The 19,619-nt window shown below is 70.2% G+C and carries 24 protein-coding genes; 7 read left to right on the forward strand and 17 right to left on the reverse strand.

Features of this window, described 5'->3' with window-relative positions; translation table 11 throughout:
• Positions 1 to 145: 145 nt before the first annotated feature.
• The 6 genes from ABZW11_RS03630 to ABZW11_RS03655 all read right to left on the reverse strand — a co-directional run bounded on the left by ABZW11_RS03630 (position 146) and on the right by ABZW11_RS03655 (position 3,224).
• On the reverse strand, positions 146 to 358 hold the full coding sequence (locus tag ABZW11_RS03630) for an alpha/beta hydrolase (protein WP_355412236.1): 213 nt from the start codon (positions 356 to 358) through the stop codon (positions 146 to 148).
• The gene (locus ABZW11_RS03635) at positions 310 to 1,329 is read right to left on the reverse strand and encodes a DUF418 domain-containing protein (protein ID WP_355412238.1); all 1,020 of its coding nucleotides are present in this window, start codon (positions 1,327 to 1,329) and stop codon (positions 310 to 312) included. Before ABZW11_RS03635 ends, ABZW11_RS03630 begins: the two co-directional genes overlap by 49 nt.
• Positions 1,330 to 1,509: 180 nt before the next feature.
• Positions 1,510 to 1,644 carry a hypothetical protein gene (locus ABZW11_RS03640; protein WP_355412240.1) on the reverse strand — a complete coding sequence of 45 codons (135 nt, stop codon included), beginning with the start codon at positions 1,642 to 1,644 and terminating at the stop codon, positions 1,510 to 1,512.
• 63 nt (positions 1,645 to 1,707) lie between these two features.
• Entirely contained in the window at positions 1,708 to 2,190 is a 483-nt protein-coding gene (locus ABZW11_RS03645) for a carboxymuconolactone decarboxylase family protein (protein ID WP_355412242.1), read from the reverse strand.
• A gap of 26 nt (positions 2,191 to 2,216) precedes the next feature.
• A complete protein-coding gene (locus ABZW11_RS03650) occupies positions 2,217 to 2,804 on the reverse strand; it encodes a GtrA family protein (RefSeq protein ID WP_355412244.1) in 588 nt (195 codons plus the stop codon).
• Positions 2,805 to 2,858: 54 nt separating this feature from the next.
• Positions 2,859 to 3,224: a DUF4267 domain-containing protein gene (locus ABZW11_RS03655; protein ID WP_355412246.1), complete on the reverse strand. Its 366-nt coding sequence runs from the start codon at positions 3,222 to 3,224 to the stop codon at positions 2,859 to 2,861.
• 90 nt (positions 3,225 to 3,314) lie between these two features.
• Here ABZW11_RS03655 and ABZW11_RS03660 point away from each other — a divergent pair, with 90 nt between their 5' ends.
• Together ABZW11_RS03660 and ABZW11_RS03665 are read left to right on the forward strand one after the other, a co-directional pair.
• Positions 3,315 to 3,914 carry a TetR/AcrR family transcriptional regulator gene (locus ABZW11_RS03660; protein ID WP_355412248.1) on the forward strand — a complete coding sequence of 200 codons (600 nt, stop codon included), beginning with the start codon at positions 3,315 to 3,317 and terminating at the stop codon, positions 3,912 to 3,914.
• Between the two features lie 130 nt (positions 3,915 to 4,044).
• Positions 4,045 to 4,356, forward strand: coding sequence for a helix-turn-helix domain-containing protein (locus tag ABZW11_RS03665; protein WP_355412250.1), 312 nt, complete (start codon positions 4,045 to 4,047; stop codon positions 4,354 to 4,356).
• Between the two features lie 98 nt (positions 4,357 to 4,454).
• Here ABZW11_RS03665 and ABZW11_RS03670 read toward each other — a convergent pair whose 3' ends face one another.
• The 4 genes from ABZW11_RS03670 to ABZW11_RS03685 all read right to left on the reverse strand — a co-directional run bounded on the left by ABZW11_RS03670 (position 4,455) and on the right by ABZW11_RS03685 (position 6,949).
• Complete coding sequence (locus ABZW11_RS03670) at positions 4,455 to 4,820, reverse strand: hypothetical protein (protein ID WP_355412252.1); 366 nt, start codon at positions 4,818 to 4,820, stop codon at positions 4,455 to 4,457.
• A gap of 6 nt (positions 4,821 to 4,826) precedes the next feature.
• Positions 4,827 to 5,735, reverse strand: a complete 909-nt coding sequence (locus ABZW11_RS03675; protein WP_355412254.1) for a hypothetical protein — start codon at positions 5,733 to 5,735, stop codon at positions 4,827 to 4,829.
• Positions 5,732 to 6,097, reverse strand: a complete 366-nt coding sequence (locus ABZW11_RS03680; protein WP_355412256.1) for a YbaB/EbfC family nucleoid-associated protein — start codon at positions 6,095 to 6,097, stop codon at positions 5,732 to 5,734. Before ABZW11_RS03680 ends, ABZW11_RS03675 begins: the two co-directional genes overlap by 4 nt.
• A gap of 90 nt (positions 6,098 to 6,187) precedes the next feature.
• A complete protein-coding gene (locus ABZW11_RS03685) occupies positions 6,188 to 6,949 on the reverse strand; it encodes a FadR/GntR family transcriptional regulator (RefSeq protein WP_355412258.1) in 762 nt (253 codons plus the stop codon).
• Between the two features lie 132 nt (positions 6,950 to 7,081).
• Here ABZW11_RS03685 and ABZW11_RS03690 point away from each other — a divergent pair, with 132 nt between their 5' ends.
• The 3 genes from ABZW11_RS03690 to ABZW11_RS03700 are packed head-to-tail and all read left to right on the forward strand — an operon-like array spanning position 7,082 to position 10,154.
• A complete protein-coding gene (locus ABZW11_RS03690; RefSeq protein WP_355412260.1) occupies positions 7,082 to 8,368 on the forward strand; it encodes a sugar ABC transporter substrate-binding protein in 1,287 nt (428 codons plus the stop codon).
• 29 nt (positions 8,369 to 8,397) lie between these two features.
• Positions 8,398 to 9,342 (forward strand): sugar ABC transporter permease, encoded by a 945-nt coding sequence (locus ABZW11_RS03695; protein ID WP_355412262.1) that lies wholly within the window; start codon positions 8,398 to 8,400, stop codon positions 9,340 to 9,342.
• Positions 9,339 to 10,154, forward strand: a complete 816-nt coding sequence (locus tag ABZW11_RS03700; RefSeq protein WP_355412264.1) for a carbohydrate ABC transporter permease — start codon at positions 9,339 to 9,341, stop codon at positions 10,152 to 10,154. Before ABZW11_RS03695 ends, ABZW11_RS03700 begins: the two co-directional genes overlap by 4 nt.
• An 84-nt stretch (positions 10,155 to 10,238) precedes the next feature.
• Here ABZW11_RS03700 and ABZW11_RS03705 read toward each other — a convergent pair whose 3' ends face one another.
• The 7 genes from ABZW11_RS03705 to ABZW11_RS03735 form a co-directional block, all read right to left on the reverse strand.
• Positions 10,239 to 10,868, reverse strand: a complete 630-nt coding sequence (locus ABZW11_RS03705; protein ID WP_355412267.1) for a response regulator transcription factor — start codon at positions 10,866 to 10,868, stop codon at positions 10,239 to 10,241.
• Positions 10,865 to 12,088 (reverse strand): sensor histidine kinase, encoded by a 1,224-nt coding sequence (locus ABZW11_RS03710; RefSeq protein ID WP_355412269.1) that lies wholly within the window; start codon positions 12,086 to 12,088, stop codon positions 10,865 to 10,867. The genes ABZW11_RS03705 and ABZW11_RS03710 overlap by 4 nt, the downstream gene beginning before the upstream one ends.
• 7 nt (positions 12,089 to 12,095) lie before the next feature.
• Positions 12,096 to 12,800, reverse strand: coding sequence for an ABC transporter permease (locus tag ABZW11_RS03715; RefSeq protein ID WP_355412271.1), 705 nt, complete (start codon positions 12,798 to 12,800; stop codon positions 12,096 to 12,098).
• Positions 12,797 to 13,717 (reverse strand): ABC transporter ATP-binding protein, encoded by a 921-nt coding sequence (locus ABZW11_RS03720; protein ID WP_355412273.1) that lies wholly within the window; start codon positions 13,715 to 13,717, stop codon positions 12,797 to 12,799. The genes ABZW11_RS03715 and ABZW11_RS03720 overlap by 4 nt, the downstream gene beginning before the upstream one ends.
• Before the next feature lie 103 nt (positions 13,718 to 13,820).
• Positions 13,821 to 15,485: a BCCT family transporter gene (locus ABZW11_RS03725; protein ID WP_355412275.1), complete on the reverse strand. Its 1,665-nt coding sequence runs from the start codon at positions 15,483 to 15,485 to the stop codon at positions 13,821 to 13,823.
• Positions 15,486 to 15,728: 243 nt separating this feature from the next.
• Positions 15,729 to 16,388: a response regulator transcription factor gene (locus ABZW11_RS03730; RefSeq protein WP_355412277.1), complete on the reverse strand. Its 660-nt coding sequence runs from the start codon at positions 16,386 to 16,388 to the stop codon at positions 15,729 to 15,731.
• Positions 16,385 to 17,539, reverse strand: coding sequence for a sensor histidine kinase (locus tag ABZW11_RS03735; protein WP_355412279.1), 1,155 nt, complete (start codon positions 17,537 to 17,539; stop codon positions 16,385 to 16,387). The genes ABZW11_RS03730 and ABZW11_RS03735 overlap by 4 nt, the downstream gene beginning before the upstream one ends.
• A 183-nt stretch (positions 17,540 to 17,722) precedes the next feature.
• Here ABZW11_RS03735 and ABZW11_RS03740 point away from each other — a divergent pair, with 183 nt between their 5' ends.
• Together ABZW11_RS03740 and ABZW11_RS03745 are read left to right on the forward strand one after the other, a co-directional pair.
• Positions 17,723 to 18,655 carry an alpha/beta hydrolase gene (locus tag ABZW11_RS03740; protein WP_355412281.1) on the forward strand — a complete coding sequence of 311 codons (933 nt, stop codon included), beginning with the start codon at positions 17,723 to 17,725 and terminating at the stop codon, positions 18,653 to 18,655.
• Positions 18,656 to 18,782: 127 nt separating this feature from the next.
• The gene (locus ABZW11_RS03745; protein WP_355412283.1) at positions 18,783 to 19,610 is read left to right on the forward strand and encodes an AraC family transcriptional regulator; all 828 of its coding nucleotides are present in this window, start codon (positions 18,783 to 18,785) and stop codon (positions 19,608 to 19,610) included.
• Positions 19,611 to 19,619: the final 9 nt, after the last annotated feature.

Genomic DNA, 19,619 nt, shown 5'->3' on the forward strand with positions numbered 1-19,619 from the left:
CGACCCCCGAAAAACCACGTAAAGGCCGGACGGTGAGTCGTGACCGCAACCCACACCAGGAGTCACACCCTTCATGCCGAACGTCGCCAGCTCACCTCGCCGAAGAAGCTGTCGAAGTCGATCAAGTGGGTGATGTGCTGACCCGTCAGAGCGTGCAGCGGGCCCCTTCGGCCGGAGCCCTGAGGTCGATCAGGTAGCCGGCAACGGCCCGGCCGACGCAGGCGTTCGTGGTCAGGATCGCGCCGTGCTGCTCGCCCTCGACGGTGAGCAGGCTGCCGCCGAGCGCCCCTCTGTCGCGGATTCGCCATGCTACGAGACGGACGGCCGGTGGCCCCAGGTGGCCCAGCGCCAGAGCCATTCGAGGGGGCCCTGACGGTGGCGGCGCAGCCAGAGGGCCGAGAACAGCCACTGGGCTGCCAGAATGACGCCCGCCGTCCAGTACGCCGCCGTCAAGGACTCGCCGATCGGCAGGCCGAGGACGCGGGCGGCCGCCAGGACAAGGAGGGTGGCGCCCAGGTAGTGGGTCAGCGCCATCCGGCCCAGTGGTGCGAGCACGAACCGCAGCACCGCTCGCAGCGGCGTCCTGAGCAGGACCAGCAGGCCGCACACGTACACGCCGACGAGCAGCAGGTCGGCGAGGCCGGACATCGAGGTCAGGTACGTCGTGTCACCGACGGCCCGCATGCTGTCCCGCACCCACAGAGCGGCGGCCAGGCCCACGGCGAAGGCCAGGCCCACCACCATCGGCCCTCTGGTGGACCGCTCGATCCTCTCGATCACCTTGTAGCGGACCAGGGCCGAGCCCAGCAGGAACAGCCCGGCGATCAGCAACGGCCCGCCTCCGCTGAGGACGAGCGCCCCCGGGATCAGCACGGCGGCGAGGCCCGCGATGGCCCAGCGGGGCAGCCAGGTCGAGGGCAGCAGCACCAGCATGCCGACGACGGCGTAGTCGGCCAGGATCTCGCCCGGCCACAGCAGCATGTGCACGAGGCCGATCACGAGCAGCGCCGCGAGCCGGCGCAGCAGCACCACCCGAGGGCTGGCGACGCGGCCCGCGGCGGAGTCCAGCAGCAGCGCGAACCCGATGCCGAACAGCAGGGAGAAGATCGGCAGCCCGAGCCACGGGTCCCATTCGCCCATGGGCTGCACCGCGACGGCGGAGCCGCCGGTGGCCATGAGCTGGACGTTGGCGAGCAGGATCTCGCACAGCGCGAACCCGCGGAGCACGTCGAGCGCGACGATACGGGGCCGTCCTGAGGCGGGCGCGTCGTGCGGGGGACCCTTTCGGCGACGAGGAGGCGAGGCGTTGGGGAGATCTTCGCGTGACATGGGGCCTCATCCTGCAGGGCCGCCAGATGCCCGGCACCGGCCGAAAGCAGGGTTGTGTCCATACTTTCGGCCACATCAAGGGTCACCGCGTCCACGCGTTCACCTGGCGGAACCGCTATTCGGCTGGATCATGTCCGCGCGACCGGCATGCCGTTCCGGCCTCCAGGACCGTGCGTCCGTTCAGGGTGCGGCCGAGTCGTACGGTCGCCTGCCGGCCGTAGCCCACCGCTGAACACATTCCTTGACCAGCGCCGGGACGAAGACGAAACCGCTCCAGCCGAGCAACACGATGCGCCGGTCGGTGAACCACTTCATGCGCTCTCCAGGGGCTCGGGTCACGCCCCATGATCGCGTACGTCCCGCGCGCCGGGCCAGTTCTCAGACCGAGGACGGCACGGGCTCAGGGCGGTGACCGCCCGCGGGGCGGCGGGTGATGGCGTTCAGGCGGTTGACGGTGTTCATGAGGGCGACGAGGGCGACCAGGGCGGCGAGCTGGTCCTCGTCGTAGTGCTCGGCGGCCTGGGCCCAGGTCTCGTCGGTGACGCCCGGGGCGCCGTCGGCGATGCGGGTGCCCTCTTCGGCCAGCCGCAGGGCGGCGCGCTCGGCCTCGGTGAAGATCGTCGCCTCCCGCCAGACGGCGACCATGTGCAGGCGTTCGGACTTCTCGCCTGCTTGGACGGCGTTCCTGGTGTGGATGTCGACGCAGACGGCGCAGCCGTTGATCTGGCTGATGCGCAGCGCCACGAGCTCCTGGGTGCTCTGCGGCAGGCCGCTCTCCTGCAGGATCTTGCCGGCGGACATGAGGTGCTTCACGAGCTTGCCGGTGGTCGGCTGGCTCATGACGTCGAGACGGGCTTCCATGATGTCCTCCTTGGTGTGGTCAGCAGTCACCTATAAGACGAGACCCGACCTCCCCCTGTGACACCTCCGTCAGGCCGCCTCGTCCTTGGGGGGGCGAGGTGGAGGTGGCGGGGGTTCGTTTCTTCGTCGGGGAAGACCCACTTGCGGAACGCCCAGAAGCGGAAGATCATCGCGACCAGGGTGCCGATGAGCTGGGCGCTGGTGAAGTCGGCGATCTCCTGGGTGAGCAGGGTGACGTGGGGGGTCTCCAGGAGGAGGACGTACCTGGAGATCCATAGCGGCACCGAGCTGAGCACCAAACCGACGCCGCTGACCAGGAAGAACAGCGCCGCCTCGTGATGACGCTCGCGGCCACCCCGCGTGCGGAACGACCATTCGCGGTTGAGGACGTACGACACGATGGTGGCCACCAGCACGGCGATGACCTTGGCGGTCACCGGCTTGGGCTCCAGGACTGTCAGTTTCAGGCCGTAGAAGACCGCGTTGTCCACCAGGAACGCCGCCCCGCCCACCACCGCGAACTTCAGCATCTCGCGGTATCTCCACACCAGGCCGTGCAGGAACTTCGGCAATATGGCGAATGCGGCTCTTTCGACGCGCCCCGATCTGCTCATGAGGCAGTCATCCTAGACCCGCCGCCCCGGGGCTCGCGGCGGATCAGCCGCGGATCAGACGGCGAAGAGCAGGGCGGCGCTGATCAGCATGATGACCGCGGTGGCGAAATGGACTCCGAAGGCCGTGGCCTTGGTGCCGCCGTTGCGCAGCACGATGAGGGTGTCGCCGAGCGGCGCCGCGGTGGCGACCAGCAGGAACCAGGCTTCGGCGTGGGCGCCGGCGAAGGCCAGCAGGGCCAGGCCGACCAGTCCGTACGTGCCGTCGCGCACGCCCTTGATCGTCAGGTACGCGCGGTCGGTCGTGGCGGGCACCCCGTAGCCGGTGGCGGCCGCGTACGGCTGAAGCAGGAAACGCGCGCCGATGAGCAGGCACAGGGCGTTGATGAGGATGGCGAGGCCATAGGCGACAACGGTGAGCATGACTGACTCCTGAAAATATAGCAACGCTAGGAACAAGTACGACGCTAGCAGAGCGACGGCAATAGTTCTAGCGGTGCTAGATTCAGTCTCATGTCGATCCAGAGCCGTAAGGAACGCGAACGCGCCCAGCGGGAGAAGCTGATCATCGCCGCCGCACGCGAGCTGGCCGAGACCGAGGGCTGGGAGGCGGTCACCACGCGACGGCTGGCCGAGGAGGTCGAATACAGCCAGCCGGTGCTCTACAGCCACTTCAAGGGCAAGGACGCCATCGTCACCGCCGTCGCCCTCGAAGGCATCACCGACCTGGCCGCCGAGCTGCACGCCGCCCGCACCGCCGCCCACGACCCCGCCGCCGCACTCGCCGGGCTCAGCACCGCGTACGTGGCCTTCGCCGAGCAGCGGCCCGCCCTCTACGAGGCCATGTTCAGCCGCCACGTCGACCTGCCCTTCGCCACCCCGGAGGCCCCGCAGGCACTGAAGGAGGCGTTCGGCGAGTTCGTCGCGGCCGTACGCCCCTACGCCCACGGCACCGCCCCCGAGATGCTGGCCGAGATCCTCTGGGCCGCCCTGCACGGCCAGGTCACGCTGATGCGCGGCGGCCGCATCCCCCGCGAGGTCCAGGAGCACAGGCTGGCGGTCCTCCTGACCAGGTTCACCCAGGAGCCGGTGGGCTCCGCCCGATCACGATGAGATGAGCTCCGTCATGGTCAACGGAAGTATGTGCCGCGAAAGGATGCCGCTTATCGGCGTGAGCAGGGCTCGCCCACCAGTTACGCTGCTGGATCCGGAGATGTTCGAGCCGGTCTGTCCCTCTGAGCTGATGCCGATCCGCGTAGGGGACAAATGGGGCGGGATGATCATTCAGTGCCTTGAGGGTGGTCCGCGGCGGTTCTCCGAGCTGATGGTCCCGCTGCGGACCGTCACCCCCAAGGTGCTCACGAAGTCGCTCCGTGCACTGGAGCGGGACGGCTTCGTCGTCCGTACGGTCCGCAGAGGGCCCGGGCGGCACGTCGAGTACGAGCTGACCCCGCTCGGCCGCAGCCTCCTCGACCTGCTGGGCGCGGCCCGCGCCTGGGCCGAGACGCACATGGACGCGCTCCTCGACGCCCCCGAGGCCCGCACACCCTCGTGATCAGCTCAGGTGCGCGCGGAGGGCGGCGGCGCCTGCCACGTCAGAAACCCCGAAAAGCTATCCCACATCAACCGCCCGACCGCCGTCAGCCGCTGAGGTCAGGCTTTGGCGATGCCCCAGATGGGCTGGTCGGGGTCCGGGGGTGGCAGTTCGGAGAGGATTTCGGCGACGCTGTTCCAGTCGCCGACCTCCACGTTGTCGGTCATCAGGCGCAGGCGGTCGGCGATCTCGTGGTGGGCCTCCATGAGGACCTTGACGCCGGCGGCCAGCTGGCCGGCGACCGCCTCGTAGCCGCTGCCCCCGCCCTGGCCCTTGAAGAACGTGACGCCCTCGGTGGTGCCGCCCCAGAAGTCGCCGATGGCGTTGAGCTCCTCGGCCGCGGCCGCGACGAACGTGGCCAGCTCGGTGCCCTCGACGTCGAACGCGACCGCCGCCGAGCGGATGCGTGACTTGCCGATCTCCACGGAAACTCAGCCTCCCGCTGGTTTGTGGGCCATGGTGAAGTACAGGAGCACCCGGCCCAGGGTCTCCTTCCAGGTGGGGAGCAGTTCCTCGCCGCGCTGCCCGTTCATGAGGTCGTACGAGGGCCCGTACGCGATGGACCCGCCGGCCATGCGGCTCAGGAAGTATTGGACGTCCGCGTTCGAGGTGACCTTCTTGGCCAGGGGCGCGGCGGCGTCGAAGACGCCGTAGAAGGCGACCGAGGCGGCGAACTCCTTGAGCGCCTGCGTGGCGTTGTCCCCGAGCGAGCCGACGTCCTCGCCGCGCGCGGCCTTGACGCCGGCCACCGCCGCCACGTCGCCGACCGCGAAGAAGACGCTGCCGATCGTGTACTCGGTCAGCTTGGCCAGCACGATCTTGGCCATGCCGTGCTGCAGCAGCTTGGCGAGCAGCCCGGCCTGCGCCCGGCGGATGAGGATCTGGGTGATCTGGTACGCCGCCCCGGCCTGCCAGGGGAAGGTGGAGATGAAGACGAAGCTGGCGAAGTTCGCCATGGCCAGCGTCCAGTAGGCGTGCCTGGCCGCCTCGACCGCGTCGGCGAACTCGTTGCAGGCCGCACTGGTGTCGCGGCACCGCTGGGCGAGCTTGGCGGCGTACCCGTTCTCCTCGGGCTCGGGGTAGAGCCCCTCGGTCATGGCCCGCTTGAACTGGTCCACGCCGGCCCCGTGGTTGGTGCGCCACACGGAGGCGGCGGCGGGGTAGGTGTGCGACGGGCTCTTCTCGATGCGCTCGGCCAGGCGCGCGTAGACGCCGGCGGCCTGGCGTGCCCGGTCGGGGTCGCCCTCGGGGTAGTCGACGGCGAGCATCTGGAAGACGAAGCCGGCGATGCCGAGGGTGCCGAACGTGTAGACGCCCGCACGGCCGTAGGGAAGCTTCAACGGCGGCGCGTCCCGTCGGAGCGGTCGGCGTCGAGCAGCGTGCCGGCGACGAACGGCGTCACCAGGTCCTGCGCCTCCTGCTCCGCCTGGCGGCCGGCCCGTCCCGCGGCTTCCATGATGGCCGCCGCGAGCTGTTCCGAGCCGAGCCGCATGGCGCGCGGGTCGATGGTGACCCCGGCGAGCGCCCCTGTCTGCGTCACCTCCACCACGACCCGGCCGTCGGCGGCCTCGCCCCGGCCCTTGACCGCGGCGATCCGGTCGCGCAGGCTTTCGAGCTCAGCGAGATCCTGCTGGTAGCCGCGGAGGAGCCGGCCCAGTTCCTCGTCGCCGGTGGTGGTGAACGGATCTCTCGGTGATGTCATCCCGCCTCCTGAATCACCTTGGCGATCTTTCACAAGATACGCAAACCGGTCAAATCTCGGTTCGGTCTCCGAGGATGACGTGCCCTTCCGTCACCTGCCGCCGGGCTCGGCGCTGCGCTCCCACATCGACTTCATCTCCGCGAACCCCTGCTCCATGATGCCCACCATGGCCCGCCGCGCGCGCTCCCCGTCACGGCGCTGGATCGCCTGGGCCACGTCGGTGTGCAGGTGGAGCGCCTGCTCGTCCGGATAGTGCGGCATCAGGTGGTAGTGATGCCGCCCGGCGAGCACCTCGGCGACGATCAGATGCAGCTTCTCGAACATCTCGTTGCCCGACGCGGCGAGCACCCGCCGGTGGAACTCGATGTCCAGGTCGAGGAAGCGGGTCTCGTCGCCGGCCTTCCCCGCGGCCCACATCTTGGCCGCGAGCCCCACCAGCTCGCTCGCCTCGTCGTCGCTGACGTGGGTGGCGGCCAGCGCGGCCGCGTACGGCTCGATCGCGGTACGCAGCTCCGTGATCGAGCGCATCTGCGCCATGCGCCCGCCGGAGGCGAGCCGCCAGCGGATCACCTGCGGGTCGAAGACGTTCCACGCCTGGGCGGGCTGGATCATGATGCCGACCCTGCGCCGGGTCTCGATCAGCCCCATGGACGCGAGCACGCGCAGCACCTCGCGGATCACCGAGCGGGAGACCTGATAGCGGTCGATCAGGTCGTCGATGCTGAGGACGGAGCCCGCGGGCAGCTCGCCGTTGCAGATGACGGTGCCGAGCCGGTCGAGGACCTGAGCGTGCAGCCCAGCCTCGGCAGGGGCGGGTGGGGTTGGTGCGCCCTTGGGGGAGGACTGAGTCACGAATAAAGCATATCAATTGAAAGACGATACTTGAATAAGTCAGCTTTTTTGTCCTAGCATCCCGGCATTAACCGGATGTTACGGATACGTGGCGCATAGGGGGCGGCGACCATGAAAGAAAGGCGAGATCACGTGCGACATCGGTCGATCATCGGTGCATCTCTGGCCGTGGTGGTGTCCATGACCCTGTCCGCCTGCGGTGGCGACGACGGCGAGGGCGCGTCCACCACGGTCCGGGTCACGCTGGCCAACCACGTGTGGACCGACAACATCAAGAAGGCGCTGCCCGAGTTCGAGAAGCAGAGCGGGCTCAAGGTCGAGATCACCCAGCTCGGCGAGGACCAGCTGTCCGACCAGTACAACGTCAAGCTCAACGCCGGCTCCGCCGACATCGACGTGATGATGTACCGCCCCCTCCAGGAGGGCAAGCTCTTCGCCAAGAACAAGTACCTGGCCGACCTGTCCACCCAGGTCAAGGCCAACGCGAACTGGGACTTCAGCGACTTCCAGGCCGGCCCGGTCGAGGCCACCACGTACGAGGGCAAGCCCGTCGGCGTCCCCATCATCACCGAGCAGGAGGTCCTCTACTACCGCAAGGACCTGCTGGAGAAGGCCGGGCTCGACGCCCCGCCGAAGACCCTCGACGAACTGAAGGCCGCCGCCGCCAAGATCAAGGAGAGCGAGCCCGACGTCGCCGGGTTCGTCGCGCGCACCGGCAAGTCCGCGGCCGTCACCCAGTTCTCCAGCTTCCTCTACAGCTTCGGCGGCGACTTCGTGGACGCGAACGGCAAGTCCGCGGTCGCCAGCGACGCCGCCAAGCAGGCGTACGCCTTCTACGGCAGCCTGATCAAGGACAGCGGCCCGGCGAACGTCAGCACCGACATGAGCTGGCCCGAGGCGATGGCGATCTTCACCCAGGGCAAGGCCGCCTTCTACACCGAGGCCAACTCGCTCTACCAGAACGCCACCGACCCGGCGAAGTCGAAGGTGTCGGACCAGGTGGGCTTCGCGCCGTTCCCCGCCGGTCCCGCCGGGTCCAAGCCGTACAACATCCCGTCGTGGGCGCTCGGCATCAACGAGAGCTCGGAGAACGCGGCCAACGCCTGGAAGTTCATCGAGTGGGCGACCAGCAAGGAGCAGACGCTCGCCCAGCAGAAGGCCGGCGTCCCCGGCGCCCGCGCGTCCGTGTGGGAGAACCCCGAGGGCACCTCGACGTTCCCCAAGGACCTCGCCGAGGCCATCGCGGCCAGCACCCAGGCCGGGGTCGGTCATGACCGGCCGCTGGTCGTGAAGGTCGCCGAGTCCCGCGAGATCGTCGGCCAGCCCATCGTGGACGCGATCACCGGCAAGGACGCGGCGGCGGCCGCCGACGCCGCCAACACCGCGTTCCAGAAGTTCCTGGACGACGAGGCCAGGTAGCAGCCACCTCGCTTCTTTCTGGAGATTCTGTGGCAACGACCACCACCGAGCCGCCGCGCAGCGCGTCCACCCCCACCCCCGCCACGCCGGGGTGGGCGCGCTGGGTGGACGACCACCGCAAATGGCTCTTCGCCGCGCCGGCGATGGCGTTCGTCGCCGCGCTGCTCATCTTCCCGCTGGGCTGGACGATCTTCCTCAGCCTCACCGACGCCGAGGGCTCCGTCCGCGCAGAGAGCGACTTCGTCGGCCTGCGGAACTACCTCGACGTGCTCACCGACACCGAGCGGTTCTGGCCCGCGGTCGGGCGCACGGCCACGTTCACGGTCGTGGCGCTGCTGTTCGAGGTGGTCCTGGGGATGGCGATCGCGCTGCTGCTGTGGCGGCCGTTCAAGGGCGAGCGGTGGGTCCGCGTCGCCATCCTGCTGCCGCTCGTCGCCACCCCCGTCGCGGTCGGCATGATGTGGCGGCTCATCTTCGACCCCAACATCGGCCTGGCCAACCAGCTGCTGGGCTGGTTCGGCGTCGGGCCGCAGCCCTGGCTGGCCGGCCAGCACACCGCGCTGCCCACCACCATCCTCATCGACGTGTGGCAGTGGACGCCGATGGTGGTGCTGATCCTGCTCGCCGGGCTCACCTCGCTGTCGGAGGAGCCGCAGGAGGCCGCCCGCATCGACGGCGCGAGCACCTGGCAGCGCTTCAGGCACGTCACGCTCCCGCTGCTGACGCCCACCCTGACCGTCGCGGTCCTGCTGCGCGGCATCGACGCGCTCAAGACCTTCGACATCCTGTACGCCACCAAGGGCCGCGGCGGCGGCTCGTTCCACGAGGTGGAGACGCTCAACGTGTACGCCTACGGCCTCAGCTTCGACTACAACGAGTACGGCGTCTCGTCCACCGTCCTCATCCTCTTCTTCCTCATCATCATCGGGGCGATGTGGGCCCTGACCGCGCGGCGCAAGGAGGCGAAGCGATGAGGGCCCGGCCCGCGTACCGGATCTTCCGCGCGACCGCGCTCACCGTCGTGGTGCTCGTGCTGGTCGCGCCGCTGGTCTGGATGGTCGCCGCGTCGCTCAAGACGAACGTCGACATCTACGACCCGGCCAAGGCGCTGTCCTTCTCCCCCACGCTGGACAACTACGACAAGGTGCTCCAGCAGGCCAACTACGTGGAGTTCATCCTCAACAGCCTGTGGGTGGCCTTCGCCGCCACGGTGGCCTCGCTCATCCTCGGGGTACCGGCGGCCTACTCGATGAGCCGGTTCACCATGAAGAAGTCGGCGCTGGTCGTGCTGATGGCGCGGATCATCCCCGGCGTCTCGCTGCTCGTGCCGTGGTTCTACGTCTTCTCCAACCTGCGCATGGTCGGCGGCTTCGGGGTGCTGATCATCAGCCACATGTTCGTGTCGCTGCCGCTCGTGGTCTACATCATGATGGGCTACTTCGACAGCCTGCCGACCGAGCTGGAGGAGGCGGCGCTGGTCGACGGGCTGACGCACGTCGGCGCGTTCCGGCGGATCACGCTGCCGCTGTCGGTGCCGGGCATCGCGACGTCGGGGATCCTGTCGTTCATCTTCTCGTGGAACAACTTCATGTTCGCGCTCGTGCTGTCCGACGCGGACACCAAGACCCTGCCCGTCGCGATCTTCGACTTCGTCGGGTACGCCAGCATCGACTGGGGCGGCCTGATGGCCGCGACCACCGTGGTCACCCTGCCGATCATGGTGATCGCGCTGTTCGTGCAGAAGTACGTGGTGTCCGGTCTCACCGCCGGCGCCACCAAGGGCTGATCCTTCTCAGGCGAGCAGGGCCCGCGTGGCCTCGTCCGGGTAGGTCAGCGCACCGCGCCGCTCTCCCACACCCCGCCCCGGGGGTCAGGGGCGGTCGAAGAGGCCGCGTTCGAAGGCGGCGGCCACGGCGGCGGCGCGGTCTTTGACGCCCAGCTTGGTGTAGATGTGCAGCAGATGGCTTTTGACGGTGGCCTCGCTGATGAACAGGCGGGCGGCGGCCTCCCTGTTGGTGCAGCCGCGGGCGATCAGGCCGAGCACCTCCAGCTCGCGGGCGCTCAGGGGGTCGGCGGGGGCGCGTACCTGGCCCAGCAACCGGGTGGCCACCGACGGGGACAGCACCGCCTCGCCGCGGGCGGCGGCGCGGACGGCGCGGACGAGCTCGTCGGGCATCGCGTCCTTGAGCAGGTAGCCGGTGGCGCCCGCCTCGATGGCCGGCAGCACGTCGCGATCGGTGTCGTACGTGGTCAGCACCAGCACCCTGGCCGTGCTCCCCCGCTCGGCCAGCATGCGGATCGCGGTGACCCCGTCGGTGCCCGGCATCCGCAGGTCCATGAGGATCACGTCGGGCCGCAGCTCCTCGGCCAGACCGACCGCCTCGGCCCCGTCGCCCGCGACCCCGACCACCTCGAAGCCGGGCTCGCCGGCGAACATGCCGCGCAGCCCGTCCCGCACGATGGGATGGTCGTCGGCGACGATCAGCCGGATCACGCTCATCGCGGCTCCATGGCCGGGACGCTGGCGGAGACGGCGGTGCCCCCGCCCGGCTCCGACTCGACCTCCAAGCTGCCGGCCAGCCGGGTGACCCGCTGCCGCATCGACGTCATGCCGAAACCGCCTCCTTGGGCGCCGGGGACGAACCCGGCGCCGTCGTCGCGTACGTCCAGAGTGACCACGTCGTCCATGTACGACACGGTGACGCCGACCCGGGAGGCGCGGGCGTGCTTGGCCACGTTCGCCAGGGCCTCCTGGCAGACCCGCAGCAGGGTCACCTCCACCTCGGGATGCAGCGGCCGGGCCGTCCCCGTCGTCGCGAACGCGGCAGGCACCCCGTGCAGGCCCTCCCACCGCCGCACCACCTCGGACAGCGCCTCGGGCAACCGGGCGGTCTCCAGCTCGGCCGGCCCCACCGCGTGCACGGACCTGCGGGCCTCGGCCAGGCCGTCCCTGGCGAGCTGGGCGGCGTTGTCGAGGTGGCGCTGCCAGGTCTGCGGGTCGTCCTTGGCCTTGGCGGCGGCCTGGACCTGGGTGATGATCCCGGCCAGCCCCTGGGCGAGCGTGTCGTGGATCTCCCTGGCCAGCCGCCGCCGCTCGTCGGTGACGCCGGCCTCGCGGGCCTGGAGGAGGAGCTGGGCCTGCAGCCCGGCGTTCTCCCGCATGGTCTCCTCCAGCTTGGCGTTGGTGGCGGCGAGCTGGTCGACCATCTGCTGCCTGCGTACGCTCTGCTCGTTGATCATGTCGCCGGAGAGGCTGAACAGGACGACCAGCACCACGATGGCGACGATGACCAGCACGTAGGAGGAGATGACGGCCGGGTCGGGGCCGGGCAGCCCGCCGAAGTAGCCGGTGACGGCCGCCGCCGCCGTGGCCGTCACGCCCGCGATCCGCCAGCGGCCGCGCAACAGGCGCCAGGAGTCCAGATAGCCGGTGAAGGCGTAGAAGCCGGCGAACCACGGGCTGAGCAGGCCGAGCGCGGTGACCAGCGCGATCAGGCCGGTGAGGTAGAGCACCGCTCCCCTGGTGGTCGCCGTACAGAACGGGCGGCGCAGCACCACCATCCAGCCGGCCGCGAGCACGCTCAGCACCAGGACGGCGATCCGCTGCCCCGCCGTGAGGTCGCCGGTGAGCAGCGCGAGCCCCGCCGCGACGGCCAGCAGCACGTACGGGGCGGCGTCGAGGCCGGCGACCAGCCGCGTGTGAGCGGTTTCCGGCTGCACGCCTGCCTCATTCCCAGCGGAAGAACCGGGCCGCGACCCCACCGATGACCAGCGCATATGCCGCCATTATGGCAAGAAGGAGTGGTTGTGTCGCCGCCCCGCTCCAGGCATCGTGCACGGCCTGCCGGAAGAGCCCCAGCGGCGTGAACCGCCCGATCGTGGCGAGGACCTCGGGCATGGCGTCCACGGGCTGCATCACGCCGCCGAGGAAGGCCAGCGGGAAGTAGAGCAGCACGCCGATGCCGTTCGCGGCCCGGCCGCTGGTGGCCGTCGCCGCGATGAGCAGGCCGACCGAGACGATCGCCGCGGTGCCGAGCAGGAACGCGGCCACCAGCGACGCCACCCGCGCGGGCGCCGCCGCCTGGAAGACCGTCACCGAGACGGCGACGAGCAGCGCCGACGACACCACCGCGAAGACGAGCTGGAGGATCAGCTGCACGCCCAGCAGCGCACCGGGGCTGACCGGCGTCGTGGAGAACCGGCGCAGGATGCCCCGCTCCCGGTAGGTCGCCAGCGTCGTGGGCACCATGTAGAGCCCCACCAGCCCCACCGCGACCGTCATCGAGAGCGCGGGCAGCATGGTGTCGCCCGGCGCCACCCCGCTGCTGAAGACGATGAGGATGAACAGCGGGATCACCATGCTGAAGATCGCGCCGGGGTCGCGCATCAGCAGCTTGGTCTCAACGCCCGTGAGTTTCCCGAAGCCGGTCACGCGTCCTCCTTGGCGTCGAAGGCCCGTCCCGTCAGGGCGACGAACGCGTCGTCGAGAGTGTGCTGCTCGATGCGCAGCTCGGCCACCGGCACCTGGTCACGTGCCAGCGCGGACGTCACCGCGACCGCGAAGTCCCCCCGTCCCGCCACGATGACCTGCTCCCCCGAGCGGGTCACCGACGCCACCCCCGGCAGCCGCGTCAGCAACGCGTCGTCGAACGGCGCCAGCGGCCTGAACCGCAGGTGCTGGTCGGCGTCCACGTTGGAGATGAGGTTCGCCGGGCTGTCGAGGGCGACGATGCGGCCCCTGTCGAACACCGCGACCCGGTCGCACAGCTCCTCCACCTCGTCCATGAAGTGGCTGACCAGCACGACCGTCACGCCCGCCGCGCGGACCCGCTTGATCAGCTCCCACGTGGACCGCCTGGCGGCCGGGTCGAGGCCCGTCGTCAGCTCGTCGAGGAAGGCCACCTTCGGATCGCCCACCAGCGCCAGCGCGATGAACAGCCGCTGCTTCTGCCCGCCCGACAGCGAGCCGAACTTCGCCTGCCGCTTCTCGGCCAGCCCCCACTCCTCCAGCAGCGCCCGCCAGTCCTTGGGCGTGCGGTAGAAGGAGGCGAACAGGTCGAGTGCCTCGGCCACCTTGATGTTCTCGGGCAGGAGCGACTGCTGCAGCTGCACGCCCACCAGGTGGCTCAGCTCTTTCCGGTCCTTGACCGGGTCGAGCCCGAGCACCCTGATCGAGCCCCCGTCGGGCCGCCGCAGCCCCTCCACGCACTCCACGGTCGTCGTCTTCCCGGCCCCGTTGGGGCCGAGGATGCCGAAGATCTCACCCTCGGCCACGGAGAACGACACCTCGTTCACCACTGGCAGCCCGCCGTACCGCTTGACGAGCGCGTTCACCTCGATCACCGTCATGCGTTCATGGTGGCGGGGAACGCCCTCCGCCCGAATCGCCCAGCCGGCCACGACCCGGCGCGGATCCGGCTGACCGACAAATCAACCGATCGGTTGATGCGCCCTACGTGCGGTCCTTGTCGCCGTCGGCGGGGCTGATCATCAGCTCGAAGTCATCGTCGTACCTCTCGCGGCCGGTCTCGACGGCCGAGTGCACGATCTCCACGCCGCGCTTGCCGCGCAGGATCAGCGAGTCGTGGCGCAGGTCGCGGGTGAGCGCCACGCACATCGCCACGATCACCAGCATGAACGGCACCGCGGCCAGGATCGTGACGTTCTGCAGGCCGGTCAGCGCCGCCTCGCCACCGCCGCCGAGCAGCAGCATGATGGCCGCGACCGCGCCGGTCAGCACGCCCCAGAAGATCACGATGGGCCGGGTGGGCCGCAGGCAGCCGTTCTGGGAGAGCGTGCCCATGACGACGGAGGCGGCGTCGGCACCCGAGACGAAGAAGATGCTCACCAGCACTATCACCAGCACGGTCGTGACGCCCACCAGCGGGAACTGGTTCAGCACGGCGAACAGCCGGCCCTCGGCGGTGGCCTCGCGGGTCAGGCCCGCCCCCTCGGCCTCCAGCGACATCGCGGTGCCGCCGAAGATGGCGAACCAGACCAGGCTGACCAGGCTGGGCACCAGGATCACGCCGCCGACGAACTGCCTGATCGTCCGCCCCCTGCTGATCCTGGCGATGAACATGCCGACGAACGGCGTCCAGGAGATCCACCACGCCCAGTAGAACACCGACCACGTCGACAGCCAGCCGGCGACCTCCTTGCCCCCTGTCGCCTCGGTGCGGCCGGCGAGCCCGGCCAGCTCGCCCAGGTAGGACGCGACGGAGGTGGGCAGCAGGTTGAGGATCAGCACGGTCGGGCCGACGACGAAGACGAACACGGCGAGGGCCACCGCCAGCAGCATGTTGGTGTTGGACAGCCACTGGATGCCCTTCTCCACCCCCGACACCGCCGACGCCACGAACGCCAGGGTCAGCACCGCGATGATGACGATGAGCAGGCCGACCCCGGTCCTGGCCATCAGCCCGGCCTCCCTGACGCCGCTGCCGATCTGCAGCGCGCCGAGGCCGAGCGAGGCGGCCGAGCCGAACAGGGTGGCCAGGATGGCCAGCACGTCGATGACCTTGCCCGCCCCGCCGTCGGCGTGCCTGGCGCCGATCAGCGGGGTGAACACCGCGCTGATGGTGTGCCGCCGGCTCCTGCGGAAGGTGCCGTACGCGATGGCCAGGCCGACCACGGCGTAGATCGACCAGGGGTGCAGCGTCCAGTGGAAGAGCGTGGTGGCCATCGCGGTGCGCATCCGCGCGGCCGGGGGCGCCGTGGCCTCGTGGGTGCCGGGCGGCGGCTCGGTGAAGTGCGTGAGCGGCTCGTTCACCCCGTAGAACATCAGCCCGATGCCCATGCCGGCGCTGAACATCATCGCGATCCAGGACACCGTCCTGAACTCGGGCTGCTCGTCCTCCTCGCCGAGCGTGATCCGGCCGTACTTGCTGAGGGCCAGCCACAGCACGAACACCACCAGGCCGGAGGCGACCAGGACGAACGCCCAGCCCAGGTTGTGCATGGTGGCCGCGAGCAGCGCGCTCGACACGCCCTGCAGCGAGCCGGTGGCGACCGCGCCCCAGACGATGAAGACCAGGGCCAGGACGGCGGCCACGCCGAACACCGCCCAGTCCGTACGGGGCGGGCGGGCGGCGTCGCGGCCATCCGAAGTCGGCATGGGCTCTCCTGCTGTTCCACGAACCCTCTGGCCCCTCTCGTCTCCAGGTCCGTGGCAGGGTAAACGGTTTCGGCCTGGTCAGGCCCCTGGCTGAGCACGCTCGACAGGAACGCCTGGTTCGCTCGTGTCCCGGGGGCGGCGAGATCGGCGGGCGCGCCGCTCTCGACCACGACCCCGTCGGCGAAGAACGTCAGCCGGTCGCCGACGCGGTGCGCGGTTCGTGCGGCCGGAGGCGTGAGGGCGTCAGGTGGCGAGGCCGCGGCGGTAGGCGTAGACCACTGCCTGGACGCGGTCGCGCAGGTCGAGCTTGGTGAGGATGCGGGAGACGTACGTCTTGACCGTCTCCTGGCTGATGACCAGAGTGGCGGCGATCTCGCTGTTGGACTGGCCGTCGGCGATGAGGCGCAGCACCTCCAGCTCGCGCGGCGTCAGCGCCGGGTCGGCGGCCGGCTGGTCCACCGGGCGGATGCGGGCGGCGTACTTGCCGACGAGCTGCCGGGTCACCTCGGGGGCGAGCAGCGCGGAGCCGGTGGCGACGGTACGGATGCCGTGCAGCAACTGGGGCGGCGGGGCGTCCTTGAGCAGGAAGCCGCTGGCCCCGGCGCGCAGCGCCTCGTAGACGTACTCGTCGAGGTTGAAGGTGGTGACGACGAGCACCTTGACGGGGTCCTCGACCCCGGTGCCGGCGAGCTGCGCCGTGGCCTTGATGCCGTCGAGCACGGGCATGCGGACGTCCATCACCACGAGGTCGGGCCTGAGCCTGCGGGCCATCTCGACCCCGGTGCGGCCGTCGCCGCACTCGCCGACGACCTCCATGTCGGGTTGCGCGTCGATGATGGTGGCGAACCCGGTGCGGATGAGCGCCTGGTCGTCGCAGATCAGGACGCGGATCGGCGCGCTCACGAACCGCTGCCCGCCGGGATGTGGGCGCGTACGGCGAAGCCGCCGCCGGCCCGCGGCCCGGACTCGAACCTGCCGCCGAGGGCCTCGACACGTTCGCGCAGCCCGTTCAGGCCGCGCCCGCTTCCTCCCACGGAAGTGGCGCGGGAGCCGGAGCCGTCGGTGGTGACCACCACGCTGATCTCCTCCTCGCCATAGCGCACCCGGACCACGGTCTGGCTGCCATGGGCGTATTTGAGGGCGTTCGTCAGAGCTTCCTGGACGACTCTATAGGTCACGAACTCGGCGCTGCCTGCGGATTCGGATGGTTCGCCGTCTTCGTCGAACTCGACCGGCTGCCCGGCCTGCCGCGTCTGCTCGACGAGGTCCGCGAGATCGCTCGCCGACGGCACGCTGAAATCGGCCTCGTGGTCGGGGTTGAGCACGTCGAGCAGGTGGCGCAGGTCGGAGATGGCACGCCGTCCCGTCTGGGTGACGGAGCCGAGCGCCGCGTCGAGGCGTTCAGGGCTGGCGGTCAGGTAGCGGGCCGCCTCCGCCTGCACGACCATGGCCGTCACGTGATGGGTCACGACGTCGTGGAGCTCGCGGGCGATGCGGGTGCGTTCGGCGGTGCGGGTGGCCTCGGCGACGTGGCGGCGGCGCTCGGCCTCGGAGGCGCGGTAGGCGCGCAGCCAGGAGCCGACCGTCCAGAGGATCACCAGCGCCACGTAGAAGACGACCAGGTCAGGCAGCGTCTCCTTCGAGCCGAGCTGGTCGAGCCAGAGCACCAGCCCCACGTACGCCACCGACAGCAGCGCCGGGGTGAGCCGGCGGCGGCGCTCGATGTGGGCGCCGGCGCTGATGAGGGCGATCGGCAGGGCGATGCTGCCCACCGCGTGGTAGGCGAAGACCTGGTCGAGGGAGAACCCGATCGAGATCAGCGCGATGGCGGCGGCCGGGTAGCGCCGGCGTACGGCGAGCGGCAGGCACTCCAGGGCGACCACCAGGAGGGTGAGCGCGCCGAAGGGCTGGTTGGGCAGCTCGCCGAGCGTGGTGCCGCTGCCATGGAACTCGGGCACGAACGACAGGACGATCAGCAGCAGGGCCAAGGGAAGGTCCCGGACCGTGACGTCGCTCCGTCGCCAGACGTCCCTTATGCGTCGAAGATCCATCACCGAGCGAGCCTAGCGGTAGCAAGGGGTGGCGTGCCCGCTTCGGAGCGAAACCGAAATAGGCGGCTTGTCCCCCATGCGAGCTACGGGCGATTGTCCACTGTGTGGTGACGCTTCCGGGGTGCTCGATTCCATAGCGTAATGGTCATAACGCCGACGACGTTCCTTTAGCCCCTGGAGGACATCATGATCCGCACGTTCAAGACCACCGCCGTGGCCGCCCTCTGCGCCGCCGTGGTCGGCGTCGGAGCCGCCGGCTGCAACGCCGACGGACTCGATGAGCTGGACAAACTGGACGCACTGGACGCCACCCCGTCGACCTCCCAGGAGGCCGGGGAGAAGCTGCTGTCCGGCACCGAGAAAATCGACGTGGCGGGCGTGAAGGTGAACGTGTCCTGCGCCGGCGAGGCGGCCGAGGGCAAGCCGGTGATCATGCTGCTGGCCGGCGCGGGTGACGGGCTGGACAAGCTGGCCGCCCTGCAGAAGACGCTGAGCGCGAAGAACCGGGTCTGCTCGTACGACCGTCCCGGCGAGGGCGCCAGCGACAAGCCCAAGGGCCCGCAGACCTTCGAGAGCGCGGGCGAGGTGCTGACCGCGGTGCTCGACAAGGCCGCGGGCGACCACCCGGTGGTGCTGGCCGGGCACTCGCTCGGCGGCCTGATCGCCGCCAGGTACGCCCCCGAGCACACCGACAAGGTCAAGGGCGTCGTCCTCATGGACGCCACCCCGTCCACCATGCTCAGCGACATGGAGAAGTCGATCCCGGCGAACGCCAAGGGCCCGGCCGGCGAGCTGCGCGCCCAGAACCTGGCCGTCTTCAAGGGGCAGAACCCCGAGATGATGAGCATGCCCGACGGGCCGGTCGCCTCCGCCGGTGACATCCCGGTCGAGGTGCTCAAGCACGGCAAGGAGTACCTCGCGGCGCTGCCGACGTACGGGCCGAAGCTGGAGCAGGCGTGGACCGCCGGCCAGCGCGCCTGGCTGAAGCTGTCCAGCGACAGCAAGCTGATCGTCGCCGACAAGAGCGAGCACTACATCTACGTCGACCAGCCCGAGCTCGCCGTCGAGTCCATCGAGCGGGTCGCCGCGCAGGCCGCGGGCGACCAGCCGGCGCAGTGACGGCCTGAAGACGAGGCGCGTGCCCGCCGACAGGGGCTTGCGGCGGGCACGCGCCTTTCCCTGTGTCCTCCGTGTCCACGAGGGCCGGAGCCTGTGAGAGCGTCCCCTTAAGGTGACCGCAGGAGTCATGGCAGGAGCCATCGCAGGAGGCGGCACGGTGAGCGCGCAGGGACGGGGGCGGACGGGCAGGGAGGTCAGGGTGCTGCCCGCGCTCGCGGCCGGGCCGGTGGACATGCCGTTCCCGATCCTCAGCTGGAGCGAGGACTTCACGCACGACCTCGACTGGAACGAGCACTCCCACCCCTACCACGAGCTGCTGTGGAACGAGCGGGGCGCGTCCACGGCCGTGGTGGGCGCGCGGGTCTGGACGGTCACCCCCACGCTCGGCCTGTGGATGCCCGCCGGAACGCTGCACTCCGGCTCGGCGGCCGCCGGCACGCGCTGCCGGGCCAGCCTGTTCGGCTTCGACGCGGTCGCCCCGATCTCCCCCACGCCGGTCGCGGTCGAGATCACTCCGCTGCTGCGGCTGCTGCTCGAACGGCTGGCCGGCACCGAGCTGCCCGCGCGCTCGCGGGAGCTGACCGAGGCGATGGTGCTCGACGTGCTCACCCCGTCGCCGCACGAGCTGCTGCTCAAGATGCCGACGTCCGAGCTGCTGCGGCCGATCGCCGACGCGGTCACGACGGATCCCGCCGACCGGCGCGGGCTGGCCGAGTGGGCGTCCCTGCTGGGGGTGAGCGCCAGGACGATCTCGCGGGCCTTCAACGCCGAGACCGGCACGAGCTTCGCGCGCTGGGTGGCGGCGGTGCGGGCGCAGCACGCCGTGGAGCTGCTCACCCGGGGGTGGCCGGTGGACGTGGTGGCGGAGCGGGTCGGCTACCGGTCGGCGAGCGCGTTCGGCGCGGCCTTCCGCCGGACGACGGGGCTGACGCCGGGAGTGTTCAGAGCGCCATAGGCGCTGAGG

The sequence above is a fragment of the Nonomuraea sp. NPDC004580 genome (genome assembly GCF_040609855.1).
Classification (GTDB): domain Bacteria; phylum Actinomycetota; class Actinomycetes; order Streptosporangiales; family Streptosporangiaceae; genus Nonomuraea; species Nonomuraea salmonea.

What these genes read in the sequence shown, in the direction of transcription:
- ABZW11_RS03635 (WP_355412238.1), bottom strand. Translation starts at nt 1,329, where the DNA reads ATGTCACGCGAAGATCTCCCCAACGCCTCGCCTCCTCGTCGCCGAAAG.
- ABZW11_RS03630 (WP_355412236.1), bottom strand. Translation starts at nt 358, where the DNA reads ATGGCTCTGGCGCTGGGCCACCTGGGGCCACCGGCCGTCCGTCTCGTA.
- ABZW11_RS03650 (WP_355412244.1), bottom strand. Translation starts at nt 2,804, where the DNA reads ATGAGCAGATCGGGGCGCGTCGAAAGAGCCGCATTCGCCATATTGCCG.
- ABZW11_RS03725 (WP_355412275.1), bottom strand. Translation starts at nt 15,485, where the DNA reads ATGCCGACTTCGGATGGCCGCGACGCCGCCCGCCCGCCCCGTACGGAC.
- ABZW11_RS03655 (WP_355412246.1), bottom strand. Translation starts at nt 3,224, where the DNA reads ATGCTCACCGTTGTCGCCTATGGCCTCGCCATCCTCATCAACGCCCTG.
- ABZW11_RS03720 (WP_355412273.1), bottom strand. Translation starts at nt 13,717, where the DNA reads ATGACGGTGATCGAGGTGAACGCGCTCGTCAAGCGGTACGGCGGGCTG.
- ABZW11_RS03680 (WP_355412256.1), bottom strand. Translation starts at nt 6,097, where the DNA reads ATGACATCACCGAGAGATCCGTTCACCACCACCGGCGACGAGGAACTG.
- ABZW11_RS03740 (WP_355412281.1), top strand. Translation starts at nt 17,723, where the DNA reads ATGATCCGCACGTTCAAGACCACCGCCGTGGCCGCCCTCTGCGCCGCC.
- ABZW11_RS03665 (WP_355412250.1), top strand. Translation starts at nt 4,045, where the DNA reads ATGCCGATCCGCGTAGGGGACAAATGGGGCGGGATGATCATTCAGTGC.
- ABZW11_RS03700 (WP_355412264.1), top strand. Translation starts at nt 9,339, where the DNA reads ATGAGGGCCCGGCCCGCGTACCGGATCTTCCGCGCGACCGCGCTCACC.
- ABZW11_RS03745 (WP_355412283.1), top strand. Translation starts at nt 18,783, where the DNA reads ATGGCAGGAGCCATCGCAGGAGGCGGCACGGTGAGCGCGCAGGGACGG.
- ABZW11_RS03645 (WP_355412242.1), bottom strand. Translation starts at nt 2,190, where the DNA reads ATGGAAGCCCGTCTCGACGTCATGAGCCAGCCGACCACCGGCAAGCTC.
- ABZW11_RS03640 (WP_355412240.1), bottom strand. Translation starts at nt 1,644, where the DNA reads ATGAAGTGGTTCACCGACCGGCGCATCGTGTTGCTCGGCTGGAGCGGT.
- ABZW11_RS03660 (WP_355412248.1), top strand. Translation starts at nt 3,315, where the DNA reads ATGTCGATCCAGAGCCGTAAGGAACGCGAACGCGCCCAGCGGGAGAAG.
- ABZW11_RS03705 (WP_355412267.1), bottom strand. Translation starts at nt 10,868, where the DNA reads ATGAGCGTGATCCGGCTGATCGTCGCCGACGACCATCCCATCGTGCGG.